The sequence below is a fragment of the Pantoea sp. GL120224-02 genome, from assembly GCF_900215395.1.
In the GTDB taxonomy this organism is placed as follows: Bacteria; Pseudomonadota; Gammaproteobacteria; order Enterobacterales; family Enterobacteriaceae; genus Pantoea; species Pantoea communis.
Genome location: NZ_OBEC01000011.1, coordinates 44,745 through 58,238 on the forward strand (window position 1 = coordinate 44,745; position 13,494 = coordinate 58,238).

Annotated in this window: 11 protein-coding genes; 3 read left to right on the forward strand and 8 right to left on the reverse strand. The window is 51.5% G+C overall.

Annotation, left to right across the window (positions count from 1 at the left end; all coding sequences use genetic code 11):
- Positions 1-150: 150 nt before the first annotated feature.
- Complete coding sequence (locus CRO33_RS18920) at positions 151-1,662, reverse strand: anion permease (protein ID WP_034821926.1); 1,512 nt, start codon at positions 1,660-1,662, stop codon at positions 151-153.
- A gap of 606 nt (positions 1,663-2,268) precedes the next feature.
- Here CRO33_RS18920 and CRO33_RS18925 point away from each other — a divergent pair.
- Together CRO33_RS18925 and CRO33_RS18930 are read left to right on the forward strand one after the other, a co-directional pair.
- Positions 2,269-5,049, forward strand: a complete 2,781-nt coding sequence (locus CRO33_RS18925; RefSeq protein WP_097119218.1) for a flavocytochrome c — start codon at positions 2,269-2,271, stop codon at positions 5,047-5,049.
- Positions 5,050-5,183: 134 nt separating this feature from the next.
- The gene (locus CRO33_RS18930; RefSeq protein ID WP_097119290.1) at positions 5,184-6,143 is read left to right on the forward strand and encodes an FAD:protein FMN transferase; all 960 of its coding nucleotides are present in this window, start codon (positions 5,184-5,186) and stop codon (positions 6,141-6,143) included.
- Here the strand turns inward: CRO33_RS18930 and dcuR are convergent.
- The 4 genes from dcuR to CRO33_RS18950 all read right to left on the reverse strand — a co-directional run bounded on the left by dcuR (position 6,137) and on the right by CRO33_RS18950 (position 9,782).
- Positions 6,137-6,856: a two-component system response regulator DcuR gene (gene dcuR, locus CRO33_RS18935; RefSeq protein ID WP_034821922.1), complete on the reverse strand. Its 720-nt coding sequence runs from the start codon at positions 6,854-6,856 to the stop codon at positions 6,137-6,139. The genes CRO33_RS18930 and dcuR overlap by 7 nt on opposite strands.
- The gene (locus tag CRO33_RS18940; protein ID WP_034821920.1) at positions 6,853-8,484 is read right to left on the reverse strand and encodes a sensor histidine kinase; all 1,632 of its coding nucleotides are present in this window, start codon (positions 8,482-8,484) and stop codon (positions 6,853-6,855) included. Before CRO33_RS18940 ends, dcuR begins: the two co-directional genes overlap by 4 nt.
- Before the next feature lie 130 nt (positions 8,485-8,614).
- Complete coding sequence (gene msrA / locus CRO33_RS18945; protein ID WP_097119219.1) at positions 8,615-9,151, reverse strand: peptide-methionine (S)-S-oxide reductase MsrA; 537 nt, start codon at positions 9,149-9,151, stop codon at positions 8,615-8,617.
- A 64-nt stretch (positions 9,152-9,215) separates the two neighbouring features.
- Complete coding sequence (locus CRO33_RS18950) at positions 9,216-9,782, reverse strand: flavin reductase family protein (protein WP_034821914.1); 567 nt, start codon at positions 9,780-9,782, stop codon at positions 9,216-9,218.
- 107 nt (positions 9,783-9,889) lie between these two features.
- Between CRO33_RS18950 and CRO33_RS18955 the strand changes: the two genes are divergently transcribed.
- Positions 9,890-10,393, forward strand: coding sequence for an AAA family ATPase (locus CRO33_RS18955; RefSeq protein WP_097119220.1), 504 nt, complete (start codon positions 9,890-9,892; stop codon positions 10,391-10,393).
- A 64-nt stretch (positions 10,394-10,457) separates the two neighbouring features.
- Here the strand turns inward: CRO33_RS18955 and CRO33_RS18960 are convergent, their stop codons facing one another.
- The 3 genes from CRO33_RS18960 to CRO33_RS24450 all read right to left on the reverse strand — a co-directional run bounded on the left by CRO33_RS18960 (position 10,458) and on the right by CRO33_RS24450 (position 12,895).
- Positions 10,458-10,886, reverse strand: a complete 429-nt coding sequence (locus tag CRO33_RS18960; RefSeq protein WP_097119221.1) for a hypothetical protein — start codon at positions 10,884-10,886, stop codon at positions 10,458-10,460.
- Positions 10,887-10,955: 69 nt separating this feature from the next.
- Positions 10,956-11,348, reverse strand: coding sequence for a VOC family protein (locus tag CRO33_RS18965; RefSeq protein ID WP_097119222.1), 393 nt, complete (start codon positions 11,346-11,348; stop codon positions 10,956-10,958).
- A gap of 308 nt (positions 11,349-11,656) precedes the next feature.
- Complete coding sequence (locus CRO33_RS24450) at positions 11,657-12,895, reverse strand: hypothetical protein (RefSeq protein ID WP_141399035.1); 1,239 nt, start codon at positions 12,893-12,895, stop codon at positions 11,657-11,659.
- Positions 12,896-13,494: the final 599 nt, after the last annotated feature.

Sequence of the window (13,494 nt, forward strand, 5' to 3'; positions counted from 1 at the left end):
CTTCGTGTCGCCTGTCAGAGTGGCAGGTGACAAATTAGGCGATCTGTTTTTTGATTTTCTCTCGCCAGCCCTCCGCAAGGGCTGACTGGCGAGCATCATAACACTTTCACGGCTCTGCGCGGCTCCGATTTTAACATCGGAGCAACATCATCAGAACATCATCACCATCCATGGGTAAGCAATTACCATCAGAGCAATCAGGAAGATAGCGCCAAAGATAGTACCGAGACGCCAGTAATCTTTGGTTGGCAGATAGCCGCTACCGTAATAAATCGGGCTTGGGCCTGTGCCGTACGGGGTGATAATACCCATCACACCCAGGGACACACACATCATCAGGCAGAACACTGGCATGTTGATGCCCGGAATCGAGGCGGCAATGGTCAGCATCGCTGGCAACAGTGCAGTGGTGTGCGCAGTGGTACTGGCGAACAGGTAGTGCAGTAAGTAGAAGGCCACCAGCAACACCACCGCCGAGACTTGTGGGTCATAACCGTGCAGCAGCTGCGCACCTTCTTTACCCAGCCAGGCGATAAAGCCCACACGTGCCAGGCCATCCGCCAGGGCGACCAGCGTGGCGAACCAGGCAAAGGTATTCCATGCCGCTTTGTTGCTGGTGATATCGTTCCAGTTGAGTACACCGGTCCACAGCATCAGCACGATAACCAGCAGGGCGGCCATCGCCGGTTCAATCCATGCGGCAGCGAAGATCCACATCATCAGTGCTGAGACCACAAACACCAGCAGCAGGATTTCGTTGCGTGACAGCTTGCCGAGCTTCGCCAGTTCAGCGGTCGCCCAACGTGGCACTTCGTCATTAACCTTCACTTCCGGCGGATAGAGCCAGTAGGCCAGCAGCGGCATGGTGAGAATCAACAGCACGCCGAGCGGCAGGAAGGCGAGGAACCACATACCCCAGGAGATTTCGAAGCCCACCACGCTTTTTACCAGCGCCAGCGCCAGCAGGTTCGGTGCCAGTGCAGAGAGGAACATTGAACTGGTGATACAGGCGGCGGTGATAGCCACCCACATCAGGTAAGAACCAATCTTACGTGCGCTCGGGTCATTCGGTTTGGAACCGTACAGCGGCGGCAGGTTGGCGATGATCGGGTAGATGGTACCGCCGCTGCGCGCGGTGTTAGAAGGCGTAAACGGTGCCAGTAACAGGTCCGCGAAGGTGATGGCGTAACCGAGCGTCAGGCTGCGACGGCCGAGATACTTCACCAGAATCAGCGCCAGGCGGCGTCCGAACTGGGTTTTATCGTAGCCGGCGGCAAACATAAAGGCACCGAAGATCAGCCAGACGGTGGAGTTGCCGAAGCCACTCACTGCCCATTTGAACGACTGTGCGGCGGTTTTGAACTTGGGATCCGCCAGTTCGGCCGGGCTGAACAGCACCCACTGGCTGAACAGCGCTATCACCACCACGCCAGTCAGGCCGATAACGGCACCGGGCAGCGGCTCAAAGATCAGCCCGACAATCACGCCAACGAAGATAGCAAAGAAGTGCCATGCGTAAGGTTCCAGCCCGGCAGGGGTCGGGACCAACAGCAACAGCACCGCCACAATGATCGGCAGGCACAACATAATCAGGCGATTCTTTTTCCCCGGCGCCGCAGGAGGCACTACGGGGGAGGCACTCTGGGTTGTTTGTGTGTTCATAGTTTTGTCTGCAAGTTAGGAAGAATGCGATTGATTGTCACGAACACACTGTTCTTTTGGTTTCAACATGCGTGCAGCAGATGAGTCGTGACAATTTAAATTTTGTTCTTTGATGAAACTTTGCTTTGCAAATTCGATACGCGAATTATCAATTGAATGCAGCTAAGATGCGATTAATTAAAATATCTCCTTTGATCTAGATCAATAAAAAATATGCACTGTTTTTTAATTTTTATCTTTTGCTTTTTATTTAACTTTCTGTCTGCTGTGGATTAAACGCTACAAACTATCGAAACGCGAAAAATCGAGCAAAATGAGGCGGGTTGGAGGCTTTTATCTTTATGATAGTACTACATTTGTTTTAAATGTAAGGAAAAAGTTGATTTTTGTCAAGTCTTGGTTAAAACTTATCGGAGCGCTAATTCCAGCAATGAGCATCAAATATCATTTCTAAACGTAAAACTTATATAACTAACATTCTGGGTTATGTAACTAAATAAAATGGTATATTTACGCCATGAAATCGGACCACTTAAATAATTATAAAGCCGCGCCGAACCGCCAAAGAATTGAATACACAATTTCTTAATTCTGGAGTTGCTCATTATGAATAAGCTCACCCCAATCCTTAACCCGCTAACGCTGCCAAAAGGTGCGGTGCTGAAAAACCGTCTGGTGATGGCCCCGATGACCACCTGTACCGGCTATTTTGACGGCGGTGTCACCAGCGATTTGGTCGAGTATTACCGCGTACGTGCGGGCAGTATCGGTACGGTGATTGTCGAATGCTGCTTTATTGATAACCGTGGCCCGGCTTTCCCTGGCGCGTTGGGTATCGACAGCGACAACAAAATTGCCGGGCTGGCGAAAATCGCCCATGCGATCAAATCTGAAGGTTCAAAAGCCATTCTGCAGATTTACCACGGTGGCCGCATGGTGGAACCGGCACTGATTGGCGGCAAAACCCCTGTTGCACCGAGCGCTATTGCCGCACCGCGTGACGGTGCCACCAAGCCGCAAGCGCTGACCGCTGAAGAAGTCGATGTGATGATCACCAAGTTTGGTGATGCGGTGAACCGCGCAATTAAAGCCGGTTTCGATGGCGTTGAGATCCACGGCGCGAACACCTATCTGATTCAGCAGTTCTACTCGCCTAACTCCAACCAGCGTGACGACAAATGGGGCGGCAGCCGCGATAACCGCGCGCGCTTCCCAATGGAAGTGCTGGAGATCACCCATAAAATGGCCGATCGCTTTGCGGCGGCTGACTTCATCATCGGTTATCGCTTCTCACCGGAAGAGCTGGAAGTTCCCGGCATCCGTTGGGACGACACGATGTATCTGCTGGAAAAACTGGCGGCGCGCGGTCTGGACTACGTGCACTTCTCCGTCGGACAGCTGCTGCGTCCATCGATTGTCGATACCAAAGATCCCACGCCCCTGATCACCAAATACCTGGCCGAACGCTCTGCCACGCTGGCGAAAGTGCCGGTGATTGGTGTCGGCGGTGTGGTGAATAAAGAAGATGCCGAGAATGCGCTGGAGCACGGCTTTGATCTGGTGGCGGTCGGTAAAGCCTGCATCGCCTATCCGGACTGGGCCGATCGCATCATCAAAAACGAGCACATGGAACTCTACATCGACAGCACCAAGCGTGAGGCGCTGACGATTCCAGAACCGCTGTGGCGCTTCTCGCTGGTGGATGCGATGATCCGTGACGTCAGCGATGGCCATCGTAAATACAAAGCCGGGGTTTACCAGGCGAAAGTGGAAGCCGAAGCGCTGAAGCTGAAAATCAACGTCACCCTCGACACCGACCGTATCACTGATATCTCACTGGTGCCGGATCCCAGCCTGGATGTCGACTTTACCAGTACCTTTGAAAGCCTGCGTGAACGCATTCTGGTGGCGAACAGCCCGCACGTCGATGCCATCACCGGTGCGACCACACAGAGTGAGGCGCTGAAAAAAGCGGTCTCCCGCGCACTGACCACCTCCAGTAAAGAGTATGTGATTGAAGAGGGCGGTAACCCGAACGCACCGGTCAATTATGACGTGGTAGTGGTGGGCACGGGCGGTGCCGGTCTGGCGGCGGCGATTCAGGCGCACGATGACGGCGCACGCGTGGTGATCATCGAGAAGATGCCGACCATTGGCGGTAACACCATCAAAGCCTCGGTGGGCATGAACGCCGCCGAAACCCGCTATCAGAAACTGAAAGGCATCGAAGACAGCAAAGAGCTGTTCTACGAAGAGACGCTGAAGGGCGGTAAATTCAAAAACAACCCGGTGCTGCTGCGCGAGTTTGTTGAGCAGGCGCCTGAAGCGATTGAGTGGCTGGCGGCGAAAAATATCGAGTTGTGCGACATCACCATCACTGGCGGCATGAGCATCGACCGTACGCACCGCCCGGAAGATCGTTCTGCCGTCGGTGGCTTCCTGATCAGCGGTCTGGTGAAAAACGTCAACCAGCGTGAAATCGAAGTGCTGCTGGAGACCTCAGTTTCAGAGATCCTGGTGGAAAACGGTGCCGTTACCGGCGTCAAAGTGGTGGATGAGTACAATGACAGCCGCATTCTTAATGCGAAAAGCGTGATTGTCGCCACCGGCGGTTTCAGTGCTAACCGCGAAATGGTGGTGAAATATCGCCCGGAACTGGATGGCTTCGTCACCACCAACCACAAAGGTGCCACCGGTAGCGGTATCGCCATGCTGCAAAAAATCGGTGCGGATACCGTGGATATGGGTGAGATCCAGATTCACCCAACGGTTGAGCAGACTACGTCTTATCTGATCTCCGAAGCGATGCGTGGCGGCGGGGCGATTCTGGTCAGCCAGGCGGGTAAGCGTTTCTACAATGAGATGGAAACCCGTGACAAAGTCTCTGCTGAGATCATCGCACTGCCAGAGAAAAGCGCATGGATCGTGTTTGATGAGCAGGTGCGTGCTAATAACAAAGCGGCCGATGAATATATCGCCAAAGGCTTTGTGATTAGCGCACCAACCCCGCACGAGCTGGCGGTCAAACTCAACATGGATCAGGAAGCGCTGCAAACCACACTTGGTCGTTACAACGAGTTCGTGGCGAAGCAGGATGATGAAGACTTTGGTCGTAAAACGGCGCTGCGTCACCCGCTGAATAAAGGCCCGTACTTCGCCATCCGTATCGCCCCAGGGGTGCACCACACTATGGGCGGCGTCACCATCAACACCGATACTGCGGTGCTGGATGCGCAAAAACAGGTGATTCCCGGTGCCTGGGCTGCTGGTGAAGTGGTCGGCGGTATCCACGGTGCGAACCGTATCGGCGGTAATGCAGTAGCGGATATCATCATCTTTGGTATCAAGGCCGGTCACAATGCGGCTAAACTGGCGTTAGGAAACTAATTAACGTTAATTACCCAAAATATTGCGTACCAGAGTAAGGCGTTAGAGTGTGAATTACGGTGACTGACAACCGTCGGTCACCGGGTGACATGCATAAGGCACTGGCGTGCAATATGGCGGGTAAACGAGGCTCTATGACCGAAGGCGTCTACTCCTACTCTGCTGTTCTGATGGGTTCGCCCATTCTGCTCAAACTCTTCGACGATAACCCCACCTTAGCCCGTCAGGTCTTCCAACTTATCAAGCAGCAGGAAAACCTGTTCACCGTCAATCGTGCCGAATCCGAAGTGATGTCGATCAACCAGGCAGCGGGACGCCATGCAGTGCGCGTCAGTGAGGCGGTGTTCCGCCTGATCAGCGTCGCACATGCCGTCAGTGTGTCACCCGGCAGCGCATTCAACTTCACCATCGGTCCGGTGGTCAAACGCTGGAAGATTGGTTTTCAGGGCCGTGCCGTGCCACCCGCCAATGAGATTGCCGCACTGTTGCCGCTCACCGATCCACATCAGGTGATCCTCAACGAGGCAGACCGTTCGGTGTTCCTGCAACAGCCGGGTATGGAGATCGATCTCGGTGCCATTGCCAAAGGCTATATCGCGGATGTGGTGCAGTCGTTTTTGCGCCAGCACGGCGTGCCGCAGGCGCTGATCAATCTCGGGGGCAATGTGCAAACCCTCGGTGCGCCACCACATGAGCCACAAGGCTGGAGCATTGGCCTGAAAAAGCCGTTTGGGCGTGAGGATGAACTGCTGGGCGTGCTGCAAGTGCAGGGCAAATCGGTGGTGACATCGGGGATTTACGAGCGCTATTTCGAACTGGACGGCAAGTGCTGGCACCACATCTTTGATCCACACACCGGCTATCCGCTGGACAACGAGTTACTGAGCGTGACGGTGATTTCCGACCGCTCACTGGATGGCGACATCTACACCACACTGCTGTACGGCATGGGCGTGGAGCAGGGGCTGGCTTATCTGGCCGACCAGCCCGATCTGGATGCGGTGTTTGTGACGCGCGATCGGCAAATCATCTGCTCTTCACCGCGCCACTTTCAGTTCCAGCAGCGCGATGTCGACTGGCAGCTGCGTTACTGACAGTATTGCTGCAACAGCGAATGGTATTCCGGCTGTAAACGATAGCGATACACCGGACGGCCGGTGGCGCCGTAATGAATGCTGGTGAACAGAATATTAATCTGCGCCAGCCAGATCAGATATTTACGGCACGACACGCGCGAAATATTCACTTCCGCCGCCAGCTCATCGGTGGAGAACTCATGGCCGGGATGGGCATCAATCCACTGACACAAGGTGCGCAGCGTCTGCGGCGTTAAACCCTTCGGCAGGCGCTTGTTGTCATGCTGCGTGGCCGGGTTACCATGGATCAACAGATCGACATCAGACTGCTGATAGTAGTGCTGATTATCCATCAGCGACTTCTTCTGCCGCCAGCTGGTGAGCGCCTCTTCAAAACGCGGGAACTGGAACGGCTTGATCAGATAATCCACCACGCCGTAGTGCAGCGAAGTTTTGATGTTTTCGGCATCGGCAGCGGATGAAATGATGATCACTTCCACCGAACTCTGGGCTTTGCGCAGTTCCGGCAACAGATCGAGGCCATTCTCTTGCTGCATGTAGATATCCAGCAGCACCAAATCAATCGGGGTGTCGCTGTTGAACAGAATCTCTTTGGCCTGCTTCAGGGTCGAAGCGGTTCCACAGCAGTGGAAGCCCTGAACCTGACCGATAAAAGAACGGTTCAGCTCAGCGACCATGGCGTCATCATCGACCACTAACACATTGATCATGCGGATTGGTTTCCTCCATCCCAGGGAAGTTGTACTAAAAATTGGGTAAATACGCCGGGTTCTGACTCAACGGTCACGCCGCCACCGAGGTTTTCCGTTTGCTGTTTCAGCAGGAACAGGCCCACACCACGGTTCTCTCCTTTGGTGGAGAACCCTTTATCAAAAATTGTCGCCAGATTGGCCGGCTCAATGCCGGGACCATCGTCACTCACTTCGCACGCCAGCCAGCCGTTCTGATAGTGCAGCATCACGTGGATCTCGCCTTCGGTCTGCTCGCTGAGCGCATCGATGGCGTTCTCCACCAGATTACCGACCACGGTGATCAGGGCCGCCATCTGGTCTTCGTTACCGCTGTCGGGCACATAGCTGGCATCGCTGATGGTCAGGCGATGACCGCAATCCGAAGCGCGATTGATCTTGCTCAGCAGGAAACCGGCAATCACCGGTGACTTGATGCGATCGAGCAAATAGCCAATCTCAGTCTGGTAATTATTGGCGGTTTTCAAAATATACGCTTCCACCTGCGCATAGTTTTTCATGTGCAGCAGGCCGAGGATCACGTGCAGCTTGTTCATGAACTCGTGCGAGCGCTCCCGCAACGCATCGACGTAGTTTACCATGCCCGTCAGACGCTGCATCAGTCGGCTGATTTCGGTCTTGTCCCTGAAAGTACAGACCGCGCCAATAATGCGTCCCTGGCTGCGTACCGGCACCGTATTGCACAACAGCAAGCGACCATTCACATTCAGCTCTTCATCACGACGCGCACGGCCGCTGTGCAGCACATCTCGCAGGTGTTGGTTGATCACCGAGGCATCATCAATGCCCTCGTTATCAATCATACCGCTGGACGACGGCTCATTAAGCAGGGTGCGCGCGGCCTGATTCACCAGCGTCACCTGCGCCTGATCGTCCATCGCCACCACGCCCTCTTTGACCGAGTTGAGAATTGCCTGACGCTGCTCAAACAGAGTGGAAATCTCGTAGGGTTCGAGGCCGAATAAGATGCGTTTCAGCACGCGCACCAGCACCAGGGTGCCAATCGCGCCTGCCAGCGTACCAATCAGAATGGTCCAGATAATGCTCCAGCGGCTTTCGTTGATCTGATCGGTCACGGCATCAAGGGAAATACCGATCGCCACTACGCCGATCTGCCGATCCTCCGCGTTATACACCGGGGTAAACACGCGCAGCGCTTTTGCCAGAGAACCTTTGTTCACCGAGACGTTTTCATGGCCGCGCAGGGCGGGCCCAATGTCTTCGCCGATAAAGTGCTTGCCGACCAGTTCCGGATTGCGATGAGAATAGCGGATACCGTCCATATTGGTGACGGTAATAAACAGCAGATTGTTGCTCTCTTCCACGGCTTTCGCGATGGGTTGAATATTGGCATTGGCCACCGGTTGCGTCAGCGCCTGCTGAATCTCCGGCGATCTTGCCAGCGTGCGGGCCACCGCCATGGCTTTATCTTCTAACTGGGCACGGGTTGAAGCACCAATCTGGAAGAAATAGAACATGTGCACACTCAGCAGCACCAGCACGATCACCGCGCTGAGCATCAGCGTCACCAGCGTGTTGAGTTTCATGGGCCGCTTGCGCGCGGGGATTGCGGGTTGAGGCGTGGTCATCATCGCTCCCTGAAGAGAAGAGGGCGCTATTATGACGCTTTAATGCAAAAAGGTCGTCATAAATGACGACCTTTGATGGTGATAAGCAGACTGGATGCGGCGTGCAGAGGCCGCATCTTAGGGGGCTGGATTAGCCCTGCTTCACGCGGTTGGCAAAGCTCTTACGCAGCTTCTGCAGTTTCGGTGGAATCACCGCCATGCAGTAGCCGTTACGCTGGCCGGCGCCATCCCAGTAATCCTGATGATAATCTTCTGCCGGATACCACTCTTTCAGCGGCTCGATGGTGGTCACCACCGGCACGTTGAGATCGGCTTGCGCACGCGCAATGGCGGCAATCGCTTCGGCTTCCTGGTCTGGATTCGCCGGGAAGATCGCTGAACGATACTGGGTACCGACGTCGTTGCCCTGACGGTTCAGCTGCGTTGGATCGTGCGTTGCAAAGCTGATATCCAGCAGGTCGCCATATTTCACCTGCTCGGGATCGAAACCGACGCGGATCGCTTCGGCGTGGCCGGTGGCACCGCTGCACACCTGCTCATAGGTTGGGTTCGGGCGCTCCCCGCCGGTATACCCACTTTCGACTGACTCCACGCCAATCACATCTTTGAACACTGCTTCGGTACACCAGAAACAGCCACCGGCGATCACCGCATATTCGGTTGCCATTGTTATTACTCCTGTCAGGTCGAAAGCGTTACTGTGAGGGCGCTCGAAGGCGAATTCAAGCCGCTTAAATTAACATTTCTGGCTTAAAATCATGGTGCTTGTCGAGCACGCTATTGCTCATTACGGTAAAACGTCCTTCGCCAGTGTAGTGCAGCGTCGGCGGAAATTCCGGTTTATCGGCGACATGCGCTTTGACGATTTCGAAAATAAAGAAGCCGTAGTTATTCACCATCGAATCGTCATACAGCTGACACTCAAAGCTGGCGAAGCACTCATCGATCAGCGGCGCATTCACCACTTTTGCCGGTTCTGGCGTGAGGTGAAAGGCATCGAACTTATCGAGGCGATCGCCATGGCAGTTACCAATCGCCACCACGCTATCCACCAAATCCGCCGAGGGGATGTTAATCACGCACTGTCCGCTTTGCCGAATCAGCTCATGACTGTAGTTGCCGTTGGCGATCATGCAGCCGACCAATGACGGCGAGAACTCCAGAATGGTGTGCCAGCCGAGCGTCATGATGTCGTGGTGATCTTCAAATTGCGAACTCAGCAACACCACCGGACCAGGTTCCAGATACTTCCGCGCCTTGCTGACCGGAAAGTCGATTTTATGCAGGCGTTGACTCATCATGCGTCTCCTTATTTTTTGCAGAGATAGCGTAAGTGTAGATGCCAGGCTTTACTGGACCGGCATTTAACGGCATGGTAGAGCGTCATTTTATCTGGAGCTGGCTAATGGAATCTGCGTCTGTGTCCACATCTCGTCCTGTTTTGCATCTGCTGTGCGGTAAAATCGCTGCCGGAAAATCCACGCTGGCACATCAACTGGCCCAACAAACTGGCGCGGTGATTATCAGCGAAGACGCCTGGCTGGCACATTTGTTCGCCGAAGAGATGCAGGATGTTGCGGACTACGTGCGTTGTGCGGGCAAGCTACGCAATGCGATGACGCCACACCTAATCGCACTGTTACAGCGAGGTGTGTCAGTGGTGCTGGATTTCCCGGCGAACACCGTCGGCCAACGTCAGTGGATGAAGGCGGTGATCCAGAGTGCACAGGCGGAACATCAGCTGCACTTTATCGATGTGCCCGATGCGGTGTGCAAAAGCCGTTTGCATGCGCGTAATGCAGAAGGTGAACATGACTTCACGGCGACCGATGCGCAGTTCGAGGTGATTAGCAGTTACTTCGTCGCACCGCACGCGAATGAAGGGTTTAATGTGGTGATGCACGGTTAAGACTGACGATGACTGGATTGATATTTGTTCCAGTCATCTAATATTGGCCCCTCAAAGTTCCCGGCTATTTATTGAGATGATTGATGATTCTTTTAAGGGTGTTGTAGGGGCCTTCAAGCGTGATGTCATTGCCATCGTTGCGTATATAAATGCGCTGGGATTTGAATCTTCGGTATTTCGCTATCTGCAGCTCATAATAACCTTGCTCAGTTTGCTGGTAATGGTATTTCTCCAGAACGGAATCCAGGTCGCTTTGGCGAATGGGGGTCTTAAATGTAAGCCACGCAATATTAGTAAGCCAAAAGCTTGCTGCAAGCCCGCATAGCATACCGGTAAAGCCGCCGGTGATATTATCATGAGTTAATTGGGGTAATAGCCATTTGATCACGGCTGAAAAGAATAGGCCGATGAGAATGAAAAATGCAATTCTGAATCGGTCCTTTTGCCATTGTTTTATCAGACCAAGGCGATGAAGCGAATAGTGAAATTTCAATTTTTGACTCCTTTCAAAATGTTAGTCCGTTATTGATTGTAGCGTTATTTATTCCTGACTGGCGAATCGTTATCCCGCGTTTTCCAATATCTGTTTTGCCTGCGTATATTCCCAGGACGTTATTTCAATCTTGTTGCCACTGAGATCGCTGAAGTATAGGGACATGGAGACATCGTGATCACTGACGGTATAGGCGATTTTTTTGCACTTGAGGATAGGTATCAGTTCGAGAAACGTTGACGCGTTTACGGCGAAAGCCATGGTGTGGCCTGGGTGATGTGATTTTCTCAGGAAGAGGGAAAGCGATGCGCCATTATTCCTGATGACCAGCGGCCCTCCTTGTTCAAACCAGAAGTACAGCGAGCTATCGCGGGTGAAGCCAAGGATTTCCTGATACCAGCGTTCTGCTTTCTCGATATCGTCAACGTAGACGTGGATGTGGTCGATTTTGGTTATGTTCATGGTAGGTGCTCCATATTTGTGCTTAAGAGATGTTTGCTGAAGTAGTTTCGAGATACAACTGCCTGAGCACAGCACAACACGGGATTTACCATAATGTTTTGGGGTGTATTTTGTTGGTAAGCTGGCGGCTGGCGGCTGGCGGCTGGCGGGTAAGGTCCGCTGTGAGCGAAAAGGAGACGTAAAAGCCCCCTACCTAAGTTATGGATACGTCACCGGGATGGGTACTGGCTTTTAAGTTTTCAGGGCTTTTAGCAAGCCCCTAGATTGTGAATTAAAACTAACTGTTGAAATGTTAAATGCAAGTCAGATCATTCATCATCAGTTATTGGAATCAAAGTGAGTTGCATATAGCGCACTGCTTCTCGTTGTAAATCATCCCAAGAATTAGTTGAATGATGTTGTATATCAGCAAGAGCATTCTGACAGCCCTGTGTATTACAGTTATCCTTTTTACTCTCATTGAAAACTTTTTTTTCGTCATGAAAATAAACCACTTCATCTGCTGACATACTTTTTTCATTGTCAGTGGATAGATAATAAATTGAACCAGAGTATTTAACTAATTTTTCATTATAGAGATACCAGCTTTCAGTTCGTATCGGTAGTCGCTTTCCTTCGGGATACGCCGCATCAAAACGGATACGCATCCTAAATAACTTAAAAGGTCCAAATGCCTGTAAGGCAGCATAAACCCCTTCATCATTTCGTTGATACCATCGAGCCATCTCTTTATTGACAGGATGGAGCGCCCCCGATTTTTGGGTAATACCTTTAGTTGTAGAGTAGTCTATATTAGCTTGAGCAGCCGCTATTCTCGCAGGTGGTAAATGTCCAGTAAGAACCGTCGATTTCTCATTGGTATTTATATTAACTAGTGGGCAACGCTGATGCATAATATTGGTTAGACGCATATTTGTTAAATTTGTACCAACAAGTGTTACAACCGGAATGGTGGTATCAGGATAGCCATAGGGGGTAGTGACAAAGAGACACCCTTGATGTTCGTTAACAGGACTTTGTGTTCTTCTTTTATCCTGGCTGACAAGATACCTAAATGATGATGAGCCTCTGAATTCACGGGAAAACTTCAGGTCTTTTTCAGGCAAATTCTTTATTGTCGCAAGATATCCGGGTTGTTGGTATAGTGATGGATATAGTTGTACGTATAATTCAGCAAGCACATAGTCACCATCCAGCGATACCGGCATATCAACCCCTAAAATAGATCGGTTATCGGCTTCTGGTAAAAGTGTATAACTGCGAGTTTCATCTTTTGATGTATATTTGTATCCCGGATCAAGGAACGTAGTGACCCCGCTCATTGTTGAAAACCAATGAAACTTGCGAGTAGTATGTCTGTATGTTGCCGTAACAGTAGCCCCCTTTGTCAGACTTTCCAGTACAGACCTGTTTTCTTCATCAGAAAGCACAGGTGAATAAAGATCACTAACCCCAAAAATGAAATGTATCGTTTTATTTTCAACTGCAAGGCAACTTGATGCTGGCAATATAAAAAAAATCAATATTGCTGATATTATCTTCTTCATTCTATTATCCCTTTACGCGCTTCATGTCCTACTAAAACCTTATCACAAACAGATGAAACTGCAACACTCGAGGATAACTCCCGATTAATACGCTAGCAAAAAGCAGAGTCAGTTCACACAATGAAATATGCATCTATCGATGCAAATTATTTAGCCTTTCATTTAAAATGTCACGCTATTTTCCATTTCCGCCTCGGCACAGAGTGTGCTGTGCGCAGGCCAGCATCCGCGTTGAGCGGACGTTAATTCGGCTTGATTACAAGGGGCCTCAAGAGAGGTTGATTATCCATAGCATGGGGTGATAAGAACGGGATAACTGAACAAAGTTATCTTTCGATGCGGCTGCAAGCGCGGGGTGATTCAAATGGTTTAACAAGAGGACGTGGCAAAAATTATCTGTCTCAGAAATTCCAGAGCGTGTTACAGTTAGAATTAAAAACCATAAGCAGATCTATGCTTAATATAGCCTAAATAAGCATGTGAACTTTCCCTATATTTGCATTTCTCTATACCGATGAATAAAGAAATAACTATGATTAGTATAACGATTACATCGAAGATAAAAAATCACCTATACCATCCAGTCTACACTAGATAAC

Bases quoted from the DNA above. Each gene is read 5' to 3' on its own strand.
- CRO33_RS18920 (WP_034821926.1), bottom strand. From the start codon at position 1,662: ATGAACACACAAACAACCCAGAGTGCCTCCCCCGTAGTGCCTCCTGCG.
- CRO33_RS18955 (WP_097119220.1), top strand. From the start codon at position 9,890: ATGGAATCTGCGTCTGTGTCCACATCTCGTCCTGTTTTGCATCTGCTG.
- dcuR (WP_034821922.1), bottom strand. From the start codon at position 6,856: ATGATCAATGTGTTAGTGGTCGATGATGACGCCATGGTCGCTGAGCTG.
- CRO33_RS18950 (WP_034821914.1), bottom strand. From the start codon at position 9,782: ATGAGTCAACGCCTGCATAAAATCGACTTTCCGGTCAGCAAGGCGCGG.
- CRO33_RS18930 (WP_097119290.1), top strand. From the start codon at position 5,184: ATGACCGAAGGCGTCTACTCCTACTCTGCTGTTCTGATGGGTTCGCCC.
- CRO33_RS18940 (WP_034821920.1), bottom strand. From the start codon at position 8,484: ATGACCACGCCTCAACCCGCAATCCCCGCGCGCAAGCGGCCCATGAAA.
- CRO33_RS24450 (WP_141399035.1), bottom strand. From the start codon at position 12,895: ATGAAGAAGATAATATCAGCAATATTGATTTTTTTTATATTGCCAGCA.
- CRO33_RS18965 (WP_097119222.1), bottom strand. From the start codon at position 11,348: ATGAACATAACCAAAATCGACCACATCCACGTCTACGTTGACGATATC.
- CRO33_RS18925 (WP_097119218.1), top strand. From the start codon at position 2,269: ATGAATAAGCTCACCCCAATCCTTAACCCGCTAACGCTGCCAAAAGGT.
- msrA (WP_097119219.1), bottom strand. From the start codon at position 9,151: ATGGCAACCGAATATGCGGTGATCGCCGGTGGCTGTTTCTGGTGTACC.